Origin of the sequence: Gemmatimonas sp. (genome assembly GCF_041689975.1) — a bacterium.
Lineage (GTDB): Bacteria > Gemmatimonadota > Gemmatimonadetes > Gemmatimonadales > Gemmatimonadaceae > Gemmatimonas.
Window position 1 is genome coordinate 1 of the sequence record NZ_JBDNFF010000309.1, and the last position, 14,501, is coordinate 14,501.

General features: G+C 62.1%; 13 protein-coding genes. 1 reads left to right on the forward strand and 12 read right to left on the reverse strand.

Going from position 1 to position 14,501, the window contains the following annotated elements; all coding sequences use genetic code 11:
- The 10 genes from rpoC to ACESNG_RS18710 form a co-directional block, all read right to left on the reverse strand.
- Nucleotides 1-2,031: DNA-directed RNA polymerase subunit beta' (gene rpoC, locus ACESNG_RS18665; RefSeq protein ID WP_373070296.1), on the reverse strand; the 2,031-nt coding region annotated here is incomplete at its 3' end.
- A 2-nt stretch (nucleotides 2,032-2,033) separates the two neighbouring features.
- Complete coding sequence (gene rpoB / locus ACESNG_RS18670; RefSeq protein WP_373064790.1) at nucleotides 2,034-6,590, reverse strand: DNA-directed RNA polymerase subunit beta; 4,557 nt, start codon at nucleotides 6,588-6,590, stop codon at nucleotides 2,034-2,036.
- 168 nt (nucleotides 6,591-6,758) lie between these two features.
- Entirely contained in the window at nucleotides 6,759-7,142 is a 384-nt protein-coding gene (gene rplL / locus ACESNG_RS18675) for a 50S ribosomal protein L7/L12 (RefSeq protein WP_373064786.1), read from the reverse strand.
- A gap of 66 nt (nucleotides 7,143-7,208) precedes the next feature.
- A complete protein-coding gene (gene rplJ / locus ACESNG_RS18680) occupies nucleotides 7,209-7,712 on the reverse strand; it encodes a 50S ribosomal protein L10 (RefSeq protein ID WP_373064785.1) in 504 nt (167 codons plus the stop codon).
- Between the two features lie 15 nt (nucleotides 7,713-7,727).
- On the reverse strand, nucleotides 7,728-8,417 hold the full coding sequence (gene rplA, locus ACESNG_RS18685; RefSeq protein ID WP_373064783.1) for a 50S ribosomal protein L1: 690 nt from the start codon (nucleotides 8,415-8,417) through the stop codon (nucleotides 7,728-7,730).
- A 5-nt stretch (nucleotides 8,418-8,422) separates the two neighbouring features.
- A complete protein-coding gene (gene rplK, locus ACESNG_RS18690; protein ID WP_171225357.1) occupies nucleotides 8,423-8,845 on the reverse strand; it encodes a 50S ribosomal protein L11 in 423 nt (140 codons plus the stop codon).
- Nucleotides 8,846-8,945: 100 nt separating this feature from the next.
- Nucleotides 8,946-9,503: a transcription termination/antitermination protein NusG gene (gene nusG, locus ACESNG_RS18695; protein ID WP_373064781.1), complete on the reverse strand. Its 558-nt coding sequence runs from the start codon at nucleotides 9,501-9,503 to the stop codon at nucleotides 8,946-8,948.
- An 8-nt stretch (nucleotides 9,504-9,511) separates the two neighbouring features.
- Nucleotides 9,512-9,745 carry a preprotein translocase subunit SecE gene (gene secE / locus ACESNG_RS18700; protein WP_373064780.1) on the reverse strand — a complete coding sequence of 78 codons (234 nt, stop codon included), beginning with the start codon at nucleotides 9,743-9,745 and terminating at the stop codon, nucleotides 9,512-9,514.
- Nucleotides 9,746-9,747: 2 nt separating this feature from the next.
- Nucleotides 9,748-9,900, reverse strand: a complete 153-nt coding sequence (gene rpmG / locus ACESNG_RS18705; RefSeq protein ID WP_373064778.1) for a 50S ribosomal protein L33 — start codon at nucleotides 9,898-9,900, stop codon at nucleotides 9,748-9,750.
- Between the two features lie 344 nt (nucleotides 9,901-10,244).
- Nucleotides 10,245-10,640, reverse strand: a complete 396-nt coding sequence (locus ACESNG_RS18710) for a metal-sensitive transcriptional regulator (protein ID WP_373070298.1) — start codon at nucleotides 10,638-10,640, stop codon at nucleotides 10,245-10,247.
- 597 nt (nucleotides 10,641-11,237) lie between these two features.
- Between ACESNG_RS18710 and ACESNG_RS18715 the strand changes: the two genes are divergently transcribed.
- Nucleotides 11,238-11,711 (forward strand): nuclear transport factor 2 family protein, encoded by a 474-nt coding sequence (locus ACESNG_RS18715; protein ID WP_373070300.1) that lies wholly within the window; start codon nucleotides 11,238-11,240, stop codon nucleotides 11,709-11,711.
- A gap of 27 nt (nucleotides 11,712-11,738) precedes the next feature.
- Here the strand turns inward: ACESNG_RS18715 and ACESNG_RS18720 are convergent, their stop codons facing one another.
- Together ACESNG_RS18720 and ACESNG_RS18725 are read right to left on the reverse strand one after the other, a co-directional pair.
- Complete coding sequence (locus tag ACESNG_RS18720) at nucleotides 11,739-13,400, reverse strand: dienelactone hydrolase (RefSeq protein WP_373064774.1); 1,662 nt, start codon at nucleotides 13,398-13,400, stop codon at nucleotides 11,739-11,741.
- Between the two features lie 702 nt (nucleotides 13,401-14,102).
- A partial coding sequence (locus tag ACESNG_RS18725) for a hypothetical protein (RefSeq protein ID WP_373070302.1) occupies nucleotides 14,103-14,501 on the reverse strand: 399 nt, incomplete at its 5' end.

Consider the following 14,501-nt stretch of genomic DNA (forward strand, 5'->3'; position numbering starts at 1 on the left):
CGTTTCCTTTTCCTTCGGGATGTGCAGGTCTTCGATACCGATGGAGACACCGCCGCGCGTCGCGTTGCGGAAACCGAACTCCTTCAGGCGATCGAGCAGCGCCACCGTTTCCGCGAGTCCCGCAGTCCGGTAGCTCTGGAACACGAGTTCGCCCAAGGCCTTCTTCTTCATGTCCTTGTTCAGGAACGGCAGCCCCTTCGGCACGATCGCGTTGAACAGCACGCGGCCGGTGGTCGTCGGGATCCACGTCACGCCACTCTCGGTCTTGTCGAGCCACCGGATCGGCGTTTGGTACGTCGCACGATTGTTCGCAATCGCCATTTCCACTTCCGCGATGCTCGTCATCGCCGAAAGCTTGGCCACGGCCACCGGGTCCTTCGAGGTCACGTTGTCGAAGCCCGTCGGCGCCTTCGTAGCCACGTAGCAGCCGAGCACGATGTCCTGAGACGGCTCAGCCACCGGGCGTCCGTCGGACGGCTTCAGAATGTTGTTCGACGACAGCATCAGCACACGCGCTTCGATCTGCGCTTCGAACGACAGGGGCACGTGCACGGCCATCTGATCACCGTCGAAGTCGGCGTTGAACGCCGCGCAGACGAGCGGGTGAATTCGAATGGCCTTGCCTTCCACGAGCACCGGCTCGAACGCCTGGATGCCCAGACGGTGCAGCGTCGGCGCGCGGTTGAGCAGCACCGGGTGATCCTTGATGATGCCTTCGAGCACTTCGAAGACCATCGCGTTCTCGCGCTCCACGATCTTCTTGGCGCGCTTCACGGTCTCGGCTTCACCGCTCTCCACCAGCTTGTGGATGATGAACGGCTTGAAGAGTTCGAGCGCCATCGCCTTCGGCAAGCCGCACTGGTGCAGCTTGAGCTCCGGACCCACGACGATGACCGAACGGCCCGAGTAGTCCACGCGCTTGCCGAGCAGGTTCTGACGGAACCGGCCCTGCTTGCCCTTCAGCATGTCGGACAGCGACTTGAGCGGACGCTTGCCGCGGCCACGAATGGCTTTGGAGCGACGGCCGTTGTCGAACAACGCGTCGACCGCTTCCTGCAGCATTCGCTTTTCGTTGCGCAGGATGACTTCCGGCGCGCGATGCGAGATGAGCTTCTGGAGACGGTTGTTGCGGTTGATGACGCGACGGTACAGGTCGTTCAGGTCGGACGTGGCGAAGCGACCGCCGTCGAGCGGCACGAGCGGTCGCAGGTCGGGCGGGATGACCGGAATCACGTCGAGAATCATCCACTCCGGACGGTTGCGGATTTCTCCGCCCTCGCCGCTGGTGCGGAACGCGTCGACGATCTTCAGGCGCTTGAGCATCTGCTTCTTGCGATGCTGCGACGTTTCGCCGACCACGGACGCGCGCAATTCTTCGGCCGTGTTGTCGACGTCGAGACGCTTGAGCAGTTCACGCACGGCCGGCGCGCCGATGTCGCACTGGAACGCCGCATCGCCTTCCGCTTTCGCCTTCTGGCGCAGCGTCAGGTATTCGTCTTCGTCGAGCAGCTGGCGCTCACGCACTTCCTGCGAGCCCGGATCGATGACGATGTAGTTCGAATAGTAGATCACCTTCTCGAGGTCACGGAGCGTGACGTCGAGCAGGTTACCCATCGGGGACGGCAGGGTCTTGAAGAACCAGATGTGCGCGACCGGCACCGCCAGTTCGATGTGACCCATGCGCTCGCGCCGGACTTTGCTGAGCGTGACTTCCACGCCGCACCGGTCACAGATCACGCCGCGATAGCGGATGCGCTTGTACTTCCCGCAATGGCATTCCCAGTCCTTGACCGGACCGAAGATGCGCTCGCAGAACAAGCCGTCCTTCTCGGGCTTGAACGAGCGGTAGTTGATGGTTTCGGGCTTGGTGACTTCGCCCCACGACCACCAGGTGCGCAAGCCGGCCATTTCCAGCCGTTCACGCTCCTTAGGGTCCTTGGGTCCGCGGATCTCCTCGGGTGAGGCGATACGGACCGACATGTAGTCAAACGCGGACGCGCGGGCTTCGCGCGAGCTGCGGAAGTCGATCATGGTTATTCCTCCCCGCCGTTACCGTTGCCACCGGCGTCGATCAGATCGTGACCGGAGCCATCGCTGGCGCCGAGCGTGACCTTGATACCCAACGCCTGCAGTTCCTTCACCAACACGTTGAACGATTCCGGGATACCCGGCTCCGGCAAGTTCTGACCCTTCACGATCGCCTCGTAGACACGGCTACGGCCGTTCACGTCGTCGGACTTGACCGTCAGGATTTCCTGCAGCGTGTGCGCCGCGCCATATGCCTCGAGCGCCCACACTTCCATTTCACCGAAGCGCTGTCCACCGAACTGCGCCTTACCCGCCAGCGGCTGCTGCGTGACGAGCGAGTACGGTCCGATCGAGCGCGCGTGAATCTTGTCGTCGACCAGGTGGCTGAGCTTCAGCACGTAGATCTCGCCGACCGTGACCGGCGCGTTGAACGTTTCGCCGGTACGACCGTCGCGAAGGCGCACCTTACCGGTGGGCGTGAGGCCCGCCAGACGAATGAGCTCCGCGCCAGCCGCATCGACATTGACATCCTTGCCGGCGAGCATTGCGGCCAGCGCCGGCTGACCGATACGCAGAAGCGTGTCCACCGGGCTCATGGCCGCTTCGGCCTCGAGCGACGCAATACCTGCCATAAAATCGGCATCCGGCTCGCCTTCGGCCGACTGGTGGATCGCCAGTGACGCGCGCACCCCTTCGAGCTCACGCGCGGCCACGGTACGGGCACCCTGCGTCACGAACTCCTTCACGCGGCTGAACAGCGACTTCGTTTCGGCCGACATGGCTTTCGTCGCGAGGTCGTTCAGGTTCGCATCACCCAGCAGTTCGACCTTATCCGGCAGACGACGATCCGGCTTGATGTCGGAGAGCAGGTGACGCACATCCTGCGGCGTGGCGTCGAACGACGACGCGCCGAGTTCGAGCGTTTCGCGCGCCCAGCGGAGGCCGGCGAGCTTCATGAGCAGGCCGATTTCTCGCTCGTTCGCACCTTCAAATACCGGCGTCTTCGCGTAGAAGTTGAGCAGCTTCGCGGCCCACCCGAGGTGGGTTTCGAGAATCTGTCCGACGTTCATACGCGACGGAACGCCAAGCGGGTTGAGCACAATGTCCACCGGACGACCGTTCGGCATGAACGGCATGTCTTCTTCGGGGACGATACGGGCCACGATACCCTTGTTCCCGTGACGTCCGGCCATCTTGTCGCCGACCGAGATTTTGCGCTTCTCGGCCAGATACACCTTGACCAACTGGATCACGCCAGGCGGGAGCTCATCAGGCTGCAGAATGCGGTCGATGCGCTCTTCGGCGCGCTCTTCGATACGGGCCTTTTCCTCGTTCGCGGCATCGATGATCTCGCGCACGCGATCGTTGGCCTTCTTGCTCTCCACGCGGAACGTCTTGAGATCCAGCGTCGCGAAACGCAAACCACTCAGCATGTCCTTCGTGAGGGTGGTGCCGGCGGCGATCGCTTCTTCCACTGTGCCAGCCTTGAGGGCCAGCGAGATGGTCTCGCCATCGAGCAGCGCGGCCAGCTCCATGTCGCGGACTTCGTTGACGCGGATCTTCTCCTCGCCCTCGAGTCGACGCACTTCACCGATGCGCTCACCACGATCCTTTTCAACGACCTGATCTTCGACGCGCGAGAAGATCTTCACGTCGATGACCACGCCTTCCATTCCGGGCGGCACCTTGAGCGAGCTGTCCTTCACGTCCCTGGCGTGTTCGCCGAAAATCGAAGTGAGGAGCTTCTCTTCGGGCGAGAGCTCGGTTTCACCCTTCGGCGTGATCTTGCCGACGAGGATGTCACCCGGCTTCACCTGGGCGCCGATACGCACGATACCACGCTCGTCGAGGTCGACCAGCGACTCTTCGGCGACGTTCGGGATTTCGCGCGTGATTTCTTCCTTCCCGCGCTTCGTGTCGCGGACGTGCAGTTCGAGTTCCTGGATGTGAATCGACGAGTACACGTCGAACTTCACCAGGCGCTCGGAGAGCACGATGGCGTCTTCGAAGTTGTGACCATACCACGGCATGAACGCCACCGTGACATTCGCGCCGAGCGCGAGCTGCCCCATTTCCGTGGCGGCACCGTCGGCCAGCACCTCACCCTTGGACACCATCTGCCCCATGCGCACGAGCGGACGCTGGTTGATGGCGGTGTCCTGGTTGGTGCGCCAGTACTTCTTGAGTCGGTAGCGGTCGAGATGTCCCAAGCGCGCCAGCGGACGGTCAGCATCGATCGTGCCGATCAGCCCCGCGTCGACGATGATCTCGTCGGCGGTCACGCTGGTCACCTTGCCCGGACGACGCGCAATGATAACTGCGCCCGAGTCGACGGCCACGGTCGCTTCGAGACCGGTACCGACGAACGGCGTCTGCGGGTTCAGCAACGGTACAGCCTGACGCTGCATGTTCGAGCCCATCAGCGCGCGGTTGGCGTCGTCGTGCTCGAGGAACGGAATGAGCGCGGCAGCGATCGACACGAGCTGTTCCGGCGCCACGTCCATGTAGTCGATGTCGGCCGGCGGCGTGAGCGGGAGGTCCCCTCGCTTACGTGACAGCACGAGATCATCGACGAACGTGCCGTCGGGATTGAGCTTCGAATTGGCCTGCGCGATGATCGCGTCTTCTTCGCGGTTCGCGTCGAGCCACACGATTTCACCGGTCACCCGGCTGTCCTTCACGATGCGGTACGGCGTCTCGATGAAGCCGAGGTCGTTCACGCGGGCGTAGCAGGCGAGCGACGTGATCAGGCCGATGTTCGGGCCTTCCGGCGTCTCGATGGGACACATGCGGCCGTACTGCGAGTAGTGCACGTCTCGCACTTCGAAGCCGGCACGCTCGCGCGTGAGTCCGCCAGGTCCGAGGGCCGAGAGACGACGCTTGTGCGTCAGTTCGGCCAGCGGATTGGTCTGGTCCATGAACTGCGAGAGCTGCGACGAACCGAAGAACGCCTGAATGACGGCGGACACGGTACGCGCATTCACGAGATCGTCGAGCGAGATCTTCTCGGGATCGGTGTTGATCGACATGCGCTCCTTGACCAGTCGCGCCATGCGCGAGAGACCAACGGAGAACTGGTTGGCGATCAGCTCACCCACCGAGCGGATACGGCGGTTACCCAGCTGATCGATATCGTCCACATCGCCGCGGCCTTCGTGGAGTTCCACGAGCTGGCGCATGATCTCGACGAAGTCTTCCTTCGTGAGGACGGTGGTCGACATCGCCGTGTTGAGACGCAGACGCTGGTTGATCTTGTAGCGTCCGACGCGACCGAGGTCGTAGCGCTTGGGCGAGAAGAACAGACGCTCGAGCGCCTGCTTGGCCGTCTCGCGGTTGGGCGCGTCGCCCGGACGGAGGAGCGCGTAGATCTGCTTCAGCGCTTCTTCCTCGTGCTTCGTCGGATCCTTGGCCAAGGTGTTCTTGATCAGCGTCGACTCGGCGCGACCGGAGGCGACGAAGACCTGCACCTTGGTGAGGTCAGCCTTGCGGATACGCTTGATCACGGCATCGACGAGGACCGCACCCTTTTCGGCTACGACCTCACCAGTGTCGGCATCGACGACGTCGCGTGCCAGTGTGCGGCGCACTTCGCGCTCACCACGGTCGATCGCGTCCTGCTCGTCGCGCAGATCGATCTGCGTGTACGAGGCAAAGACTTTCACCGTGTCGAGGCCCTGCCGCACAAGGCGGTTGAGCACTTCTTCGGTGAGTTCGTCACCCTCGCGTACCAGCAGCTCGGCCTCGGCGCGTTCGCGCTCGGCCTTCGCCTTCTTGGTCTTCGCCTTCGGGGCATCATCGGGGGTAACTTCGCCCGAGAGGGTGATGTCTTCGGCGATGATCGCACCGAGGATCTCACGCAACTCGATGCGCGTCTCGCGCTTCATCACAAGGTCGAGTTCCCGCTCAGCGAAGAACAGGCGCAGGATATCGCGATTTTCGCCATATCCGAACGCGCGCAGCAGCGCCGTCGCAGGGAATTTCTTCTTCTTGTCGATGTGGACGTAGATCACATCGTGGATGTCCACGGTGAACTCGACCCATGATCCCCGGAAGGGGATGATGCGCGACGAAAGCAGCCGCTGCCCGTTCGGGTGCGTGCTCTCCTCGAACACGACGCCGGGGGAGCGATGCAGCTGTGAGACAATGACGCGTTCGGCGCCATTGATCACGAAGGTGCCCAGCTCGGTCAGGAGCGGAAGCTCGCCGAGATAGACTTCCTTCTCGATGATATTGCGGGGGCGTTTGCCGTCCCCGGTATCCTCGAAGATGACCAGCTGCAACGTGGCCTTGAGAGGCGCCGAGTAGGTCATGTCGCGCTCGATACACTCGGCGACAGAGTACTTGGGCTCACCGAGGCTGTACCGAACGAACTCCAGCGAAAAATTCTCGTGGACGTCCGAGATCGGGAACAGGTCCTTGAAAACGCGCTCGAGGCCAACATCCTCGCGCTCTTGCGAGGCAGCATCCAGTTGGAGCAGCGACTCAAAGGCGCGCGTCTGGATGTCGAGCAGATGGGGCATATCCATGCCCGTCTCGAGCTTCGCGAACGAGATCTGGTTCATCATATCCTTAGGGGCTCACCCACATACGGGGCGCACCGAATCCGGCGATACCGGAGGCGCAAAGCGCTCCGTCCCCGACGGAGCCGGTCACTTTTCGGTGACCAGCTCCCCCGGGGAGGAGCGTTACAACGACGGAACTGCAGTTGAAACGACGAACGGTCGGCAGCCTTACTTGACTTCGACGGTCGCGCCCTCGGCCTCGAGCTTGGCCTTGATCGCGGCAGCTTCGTCCTTCGTGACGTTTTCCTTCACGGCCTTCGGGGCGCCGTCCACAAGGTCCTTGGCTTCCTTCAGGCCCAGACCGGTCAGCTCACGCACGACCTTGATGACCTGAATCTTCTTGCCGCCGGCTTCCTTGAGGATGACGGCGAACTCCGTCTGCTCTTCAACCACGGCAGCCGGAGCCGCCGCGCCGCCGCCGCCCGCCCCAACCGCGGCGATCGTGACGTTGAACTTCGTCTTGAACTCTTCGATAAGCTCGGACAGATCGATAACGCTCATCGCGCCGATCGCGTCGAGGATCTCGTCCTTGCTCAGGGTCGTGTTAGCCATGGTGGTACTCTCCGTAAATCTCCCCCAGGGAGCCTGGGGCGTGTGATCAGGCGAACGCCTGGGGACTTAGTTGGAGCCTTCGAGCTGCGTCTTGCGGGCGTCGAGGGCGAGGGCAAACATCATCGGGATGCTGTTGAGGTAGCCAGCGAAGATCGACAGAGCTTCGTCGCGCGTCGGAAGCGAGGCCAACTTCTTGACCATCGCCTCGTCCACGGCGTTGCCCTCATAGATCCCGCCCTTCACGGACGGCCGCTGATCATTCTCCTTGGCAAAATCGGAGAGGACCTTGGCCGCAGTGATGCCGTCCTTGGCCACCACCACCCCCGTCGGGCCCTTCAGACGCTGGGACACCAGCCCGCTCTCGTTGACGGCACGGATCGCCAGCGTGTTCTTGATCACGACGTACTCGATACCGACCTTCTTCAGGCGGCGACGGAGGTCCGTCATGCGCTTCACGTTCAAACCGGTGAAGTCGGTGTAAAACAGCGCCTGCGCCGATCCGAGCTTGGCGCTCAGACTGTCAACAAGGAGCTGCTTGTCGCTCTTCTTGGCCTTGGCCTTAGCTTTCATGGTTGCGTCTCCCTCTTACCGGTACGGCGTGGTGTCGATGGTGACGCCAGGTCCCATGGAGCTCGAGATCGCGACGTTCCGAATGTACACGCCCTTCGCCGCGGACGGCTTCGAGCGAACGATGGTATCCATCAGCGCGGCGAAGTTGGTCGCGAGCTGCTCGGGTGCGAAGGAAACCTTGCCGATCGGGGCGTGCACATTGCCACCCTTGTCGACGCGGAACTCGATCTTGCCACCCTTCGACTCTTTGACTGCCTTCGCCACGTCGAACGTGACGGTTCCGGCCTTGGGATTCGGCATGAGGCCGCGAGGACCGAGGACGCGGCCGAGCTGGCCGAGCTGCCCCATCTGGTCCGGCGTGGCAATCAGCACGTCGAAATCCAACCAGCCATCTTTGATCTTGGCGAGGTACTCGGTACCGACATAATCGGCGCCCGCGTCTAACGCTTCCTGTGCCTTCGCACCGGCAGCGATGACGAGCACGCGCATCGTCTTACCCGTTCCTTCGGGCAGGACGACGGTGCCGCGCACCACCTGATCGGCGTGACGGGGATCGACGCCGAGACGGATCGCGACTTCGACCGTTTCGTCGAACTTCGCGAAGCTCATCTGCTTCACGATGTCGATCGCCTTGCTGGCCTCATACGGCTTCCCGAGTTCGCGGCGCTCACTCGCGCTGCGGTACTTCTTCCCGTTCTGTGCCATGAGACTCAATCCTTGACCACAATGCCCATGGAGCGCGCGGCACCCGCCATCATGGCGATTGCGCTCTCCATCGAATCGCAGTTCAGATCCGGCATCTTCACGGTGGCGAGCTTCTCGAGCTGCGCCTTCGTGATCGTACCGACCTTCACCTTATTCGGCTGACCCGAGCCCTTCGCGACGCCAAGCTCCTTCTTGATGAGTTCCGCCGCCGGCGGAGTCTTCAAAATGAAGGTGAACGACTTGTCGCCGTAGATCGTGACCTCGACCGGGATGATCATATCACCGCCCTGCGTCCGAGCATTAAACTCTTTGCAGAAGCCCATGATATTGATACCCTGCGGACCGAGGGCCGTACCTACTGGGGGCGCCGGGTTCGCCTTGCCTGCAGGAATCTGCAGCTTGACGAATCCAGTGACCTTCTTGGCCATGCGTTTTCCTCATCGCAAGTTCCGCGGCCGGACCATCCGGCACTGCGGTCGTGCTGCCACCTTGTTTTACGTCGAGTGGTCGCGACGTCCTGCGAAGAACTCAGTACCCGCGTAACTGCAGGTAATCGAGCTCCACACTGGTGGGTCGGCCGAACAGGCTGACCGACACCCTGACCTTGCCCTTGTCGGACAGGATCTCTTCGACGGTTCCGTTGAAGTCGGCGAACGGCCCTTCCGTGATCGCCACCGCCTGCCCAATGAGGAAGGGAATCTCCTCACGGGTCGGCGCTTCCTCGGTCGAATCCGACTGCCCCAGCAACCGACGGACTTCGTCGTCGCGCAGCGGCGTCGGATCCTTTTCCTTCCCCACAAACTTGATCACGCCTTGAATGGCGTTGACCTCGTGCAAGGTGTCCTGGCTGGCAACCATTTCCACGAGCACGTAGCCCGGGAACAGTTTCCGCTCGACGGTCACCTTCTTGCCGTTCTTGATCTCTACCACTTCCTGGACCGGCACGAGCGCCTGACGAATCAGGCGATCTTCGGGCGTCGCTTGATCCATGTCGATCTTCCGCTGGATCAGGCGCAACACCTTGTTCTCGTGGCCAGACGTGGTCTGGACCGTATACCACCGGTGCTCGAGCATCGACAGAGACATATGCGGGGTCAGCGGCCGAGCAACATCGCGGGCAGGCGCACGAGCAGCGCTTGCAACGCGACGTCGACCAGGGCGATCACCGCTCCAAGTAGCAGCACGAAAATGATGATCTGAATCGTCGCCTGCTGAAGCTGCGCGCGATCGGGCCAGGTCACCTTCTTCATCTCGGCGATCACGTCATGATAGAACGTGACCGACCGCGTGCCGAGCCCCGGACGGGAAACCTCGACGGGAGCCGTCATCTCTACTTCGTTTCCTTATGCGTCTTGTGGCCATTGCAGCGCGGGCAATACTTCTGCCACTCCACGCGTTCAGGGTGAAGACGCTTGTTCTTCGTGGTGAAGTAGTTGCGGTTTTTGCACTCGGTGCAACCGAGAATGATCTTTTCGCGCGCCATGGTCCGGCTCCGTGCTACAGCACACAGACGTCTTCTGCACCGGGTGCGCCGCCTGCATTCGCTGGGCGCGCTTAGCCATGTTCAGGCTCCCCGATGGATCTCCCCCCAAACGGGGCGAGCCTTGCAACGTAGTGCGGCCACAACGCTCTCGCAAGTCGCGTGCTGGGAGTCGGTTGCCGCGGCCTTCTGTTTTGCAACCCAAATGGAAACCGAAACGGCTGCGAGCGGAGAGTACTCGTAACTCCCAACTTCTACTCACGACTCGAGACTCACGTGAGTGGTGGGTTTCAAGTCGAAGTTTCGAGTCGGGAGTACTCGCAACTTGGCATCTTCGCGCATGGCGCTTACCGGCTGTGCCTGTACATCATGTCGACCAGTTCGTCGTACATGGCATCACGCGTTTCACCTCCGGCGGCGATCGCGGTCGCGGCGCAATGCTTGAGATGATTGCGCATGAGCTCACGGCCAACGGCACGAAGTGCCTCGTGGGCCGAGGAGATCTGGGTCAGGATATCGGCACAGTAGCGGTCTTCCTCGACCATTTTCTGCAACCCGCGGATCTGTCCTTCAATGCGGCGCAGTCGTTTGAGATTTCGCGCCTTGGTGTCGGGATCGACGGCGACGGCCTTTCGGCCAATCTCGTCGTGGCCACCGCAGCCGCAGTCGACGGCAGGGGACTCGACATCGTCCGCGATCGCGGCGGCGTTTGCGATAGACGTTGGCACAGGTGGCTGGGGCATCGAGGTCGCTCCCTAAGGCAAATGGACCGGCGCTTTCGCGCCTCCATGGGATATTGCGATACCCCAGCCCCCTATGTCAATCAATGACCCGCGCTCCCGATGCCGTGTGCTACTCTGCAAACTGCTTCAGCGTGCCGTGCGCGACGTGCGGCTTGCCGTCTTGCGCATCGGGCAGGAAACAGATCAATCCGTATTCACGAGGGGTAAGCTCCACCGGCATCAGTGGTGTCCCAACGTTTTTCAGAGGAGAACGAGTGAAATGGGCTCGAAATCAGCGTCTGAATAACGGGGTGGTGGCGTAAGTAGTTGACGAAGTGGGACTTGCGCGAACAGGGCCACACTCGGGATCTGTAGAATCTCGGACATGCGTTGCCGGTCAAGCGGTAGACCTTGCTTCGCGATCCAGATGTGTATCTTCTCCGCCGGCCTGCGCGATCGTCGCGGACTTCGCGCGAACGGCGGTGCTGGCGGCTGCCACGGAGCGACCGGAGAGCTGCGTGCCTCACGCACAAATCGTTCGGCCGCCGTGGCATCGGTCAGCAACTTCGGATGCACGATCTGGCAAACTGTCGCGCTGGGCCCCACCGTGCTACCGTCATGACGCTTCACGCCGCGATCATCCCGTCACCGTGCAGCTACCATGAAACTCCACCACCGCCCATTGCTAATCGCGTTCCTCGCCTGCATACCCGCGATCGCGCACGGACAGGCGCCCACGATACCGTCGCGATCGCGCGCGAATGGCTCCCCAGCATGAGCGTGCTGAACTCGCGCAGCGTCCTCAACGTCGACCGCGTCGCGAATGTGCGGAGTATGGCGGAGACTTTCGCTCGGCGCCCCGACACGAAGTTCGTGCGAACGCCCACCTCGATCGATGTCAATCAACGCTGGGACGTCGCGGCTGAGCGCGGCACGTGGGTGGGCACGTGGACCGAGCCGGATGGTCCGCTGCGGGTCAGCGGCATGTATCAGGCACAGTGGCGCCGTGTCGATGGGAACTGGAAGCTCCAGGGGGAGCTGTTTGTGCCGCTCACGTGCGTCGGCGGCGCGTACTGCACGACCCGTCCGTAACGCGTCTGGCGGCCAGCGTGCGCGTAGCTACGGCCGTCGCTCGGCCGCACGCTCCAGCATCAGCCCCGCCGCCGTCCCACGCTTGAAACCCTTCCAGTACGTGTGCGTGGCCAGTGGCTTGCCGTCGCGGTCGATCGCGTACTTCCCGTCCTTTCCGTTGGGCACAACCTGCAGATAGGTGAGCTTGCTGCGATCGCCTTTCAGCTCCGCGTCAAAGTGCGCGGTGATGAAATGGGCCATGATGTTGTTCATGCGACGCGTGTCCCACATCGGGTCGGCGTAGTGCGTGAACGGAAATGACTTGAGCGTCGGTGAGTAGGCGTAGCTTTCGGGAGGCGCAGGGATTGGTGCACCGGCGTTGTGTCCCGCACCAAGGAACGTGAGCAGATAGCGCTCGGCGTTCACGGCGCCACGAAACAGCGCACGGGTCCCGTTCTCATAACCCGACACGTCGTCGGCGCTGCCGGCCACAAAGAGCGTGGGGGTGCGAATGCCGGCCAGACCCTCCGCATCCCAGAAGCCCGCCTGCATGCCCCACGGGCCAATCGCCACCGCGGCCTTGATGCGCGCATCACCACCGCCTCGTTGATACGTCGGATTGTCGGCGCTCCGCTCCAGGAGCAGGTTGTTGGGCGGCGCGCCAGGCAGTGTGGCCGCTGCGGTGCGGAATCCACCGCCGATGGTATTCACGACACCGTACCCGCCCATGGAATAGCCAATGAGGCCACTCCGACTGGCATCAACACGACCAGCGAGAAAGCTGCGCGACGTGGGAGCACCAAGTTCGGCGATCGCTTGCAACACGAACAGTTGATCGAGCGGGCGATTGTACAGCGTGCTGGCAAACGCCTGGGCATTGTCGTACGTGCTCTCGGTGTGATCGATGGAGACGACCACATAGCCCTTGCTGGCCAGGTTCTCGCCGAGATGACTGAGCAGGTAGCGATTGCCTGGATATCCGTGCGAGATGATGAGCAGCGGAAACGGTGCGTCGCCATCACGCGGTGTGGCATCGCGCTGGGCTTGGCCGAAGAGCGAGATGGTGACCGACGGATCGCGCATGATCACACGGTACTCCCCAACGCGCGCTGGGCTCCCTGCGGCAGCCGGGTACCACACTTCAAGTGTGAGTGATCGATCGTATCGCGCCGTGGTGTCGGCCGCGGTCATGCGCAGCACATCGCGGCGGTTGCGATCGGTCACGGTGATCGTGCGCACGCCGATCGGGTAGGCCCCAAAGGTGGCCAACTCCGGGGCCATCGGTGTCACGACATCGATGCGATGGTCGAGTGGAGGAACACGAACGCGATCGATTCGCCGAGCCGCGGTGCGGGGCGTGCGCGTGTCTTGTGCGACTGCGCCGTTGGCCAGGCCGAGGACAAGCGCGGTCCCGACCAGCACGTGGTAGATGAGCGGGCGGGTCGCCGCCGCGCGGAAGACCACGAGCGGTGCCTGCAAAACGCCCATGAGAAAGCGCAACAGCATGAGCGAAGCAATGACGACGGTCGGCGACGCGAACGCCGCGAGGATGGCGCCGAGCTGCATTTTCGTGAGACCGAGGTCGCCGATCATGCGCTCGCCCGCTATAGAAAGATTGCTGCGCAGCAGATACGCGACGAAACTGGCGAACACGAGGAGCGCCAAAATACGCCAGCGAATGCCGGAGGAACTGAGATGCGATGACGTCAATGGCGCCTCTAGAATTTGGTAATACCTTCCGATCTGAATCCGCACCGCGCTCACTCCGTCCGTGAGACAAGGGCGACGAGCAACGCCTCCGGGAGATCCATCGGCGATTGGGTCGGCGTCACTCCGAGGGGCAAAGCTACGACACCTCGCCGTCTCGCGGGCGAGGGTCACTTCGCGTCTCGTAGCCCTCCGGTAGAACGCGTTGGAGTCCGGGGTGTAGAAAACGAATAACCCCATAAACCAGAACGGTTTACGGGGTTATCCCATAGAGCTCACAACCGGGATCGAACCGGTGACCTCATCTTTACCAAGGATGATCTCAAGACGAGACTTCTTTGTAATCTGTTAAAAATCAATGGGTTACCAACGGCGCCCTTCGTAAAATCATCGTTCGGCAAGAGTCCGGCAATGTTGGCAGAAGTCTCAAGCGCTCATCGCAGGTGCGTCTTTCTCCGTCTTGAGCGCGTCTCGGATGCGGCCCCGTTTCGGAATCCACAATTTGTAGCACTTGAGCACCATCGTTTCGTCTCGGTGGCCCAGCTGATCCGCCACGTCCTTCGCCGTTGCTCCCCCGGCGAGCGCCATGACACAGAAGGTGTGGCGTCCCGAGTACGGGTGAATCCCTTCGAATTGCGTGAAGCCTTCTTTGACCAGCTCCGCCCTGGCACGTGCAACCTCGTTGGACAGCAGCTGGCGCGTGACTTAGCGCCCCAAGACATCAACACTCGGCCACACCTTGGCTCGGCCGGCACTCACGGCAGCGGTCCGGTGAGTCGCCAAAGCGTTCCACGCGGCTTCGCTACATTCGACACGCCGCTGACGAAGGAGATTCTTGGTGCCGAGACCAATGACTTCTTTCGTCGCGGGATCCAGTTCGTTGACGTCGAGATCGAGCGTGACACTCGGCTCGAGCCCGGTTCCACAGATCGTTTGCCAAATGTCGTCAAGCGGGCTGTGCATTCGGCCTGCCAAGCGATCGACGTCGGGTGCCGAGTCGAGCTTGATGAGCTTCATGGCCGAGGCGCTCGGCTTGTCCAGCCTGGCCGTGGGATCCTCATCCACGTGTCCGTTGGCAATCAACCATCGGGCGAGGATTCGGAA

Excerpts from the sequence above, each read along its gene's own strand:
- rpoB (WP_373064790.1), bottom strand. The coding sequence starts at position 6,590 with ATGAACCAGATCTCGTTCGCGAAGCTCGAGACGGGCATGGATATGCCC.
- rplL (WP_373064786.1), bottom strand. The coding sequence starts at position 7,142 with ATGGCTAACACGACCCTGAGCAAGGACGAGATCCTCGACGCGATCGGC.
- rplJ (WP_373064785.1), bottom strand. The coding sequence starts at position 7,712 with ATGAAAGCTAAGGCCAAGGCCAAGAAGAGCGACAAGCAGCTCCTTGTT.
- rplA (WP_373064783.1), bottom strand. The coding sequence starts at position 8,417 with ATGGCACAGAACGGGAAGAAGTACCGCAGCGCGAGTGAGCGCCGCGAA.
- rplK (WP_171225357.1), bottom strand. The coding sequence starts at position 8,845 with ATGGCCAAGAAGGTCACTGGATTCGTCAAGCTGCAGATTCCTGCAGGC.
- nusG (WP_373064781.1), bottom strand. The coding sequence starts at position 9,503 with ATGTCTCTGTCGATGCTCGAGCACCGGTGGTATACGGTCCAGACCACG.
- secE (WP_373064780.1), bottom strand. The coding sequence starts at position 9,745 with ATGACGGCTCCCGTCGAGGTTTCCCGTCCGGGGCTCGGCACGCGGTCG.
- rpmG (WP_373064778.1), bottom strand. The coding sequence starts at position 9,900 with ATGGCGCGCGAAAAGATCATTCTCGGTTGCACCGAGTGCAAAAACCGC.
- ACESNG_RS18710 (WP_373070298.1), bottom strand. The coding sequence starts at position 10,640 with ATGCCCCAGCCACCTGTGCCAACGTCTATCGCAAACGCCGCCGCGATC.
- ACESNG_RS18715 (WP_373070300.1), top strand. The coding sequence starts at position 11,238 with ATGACGCTTCACGCCGCGATCATCCCGTCACCGTGCAGCTACCATGAA.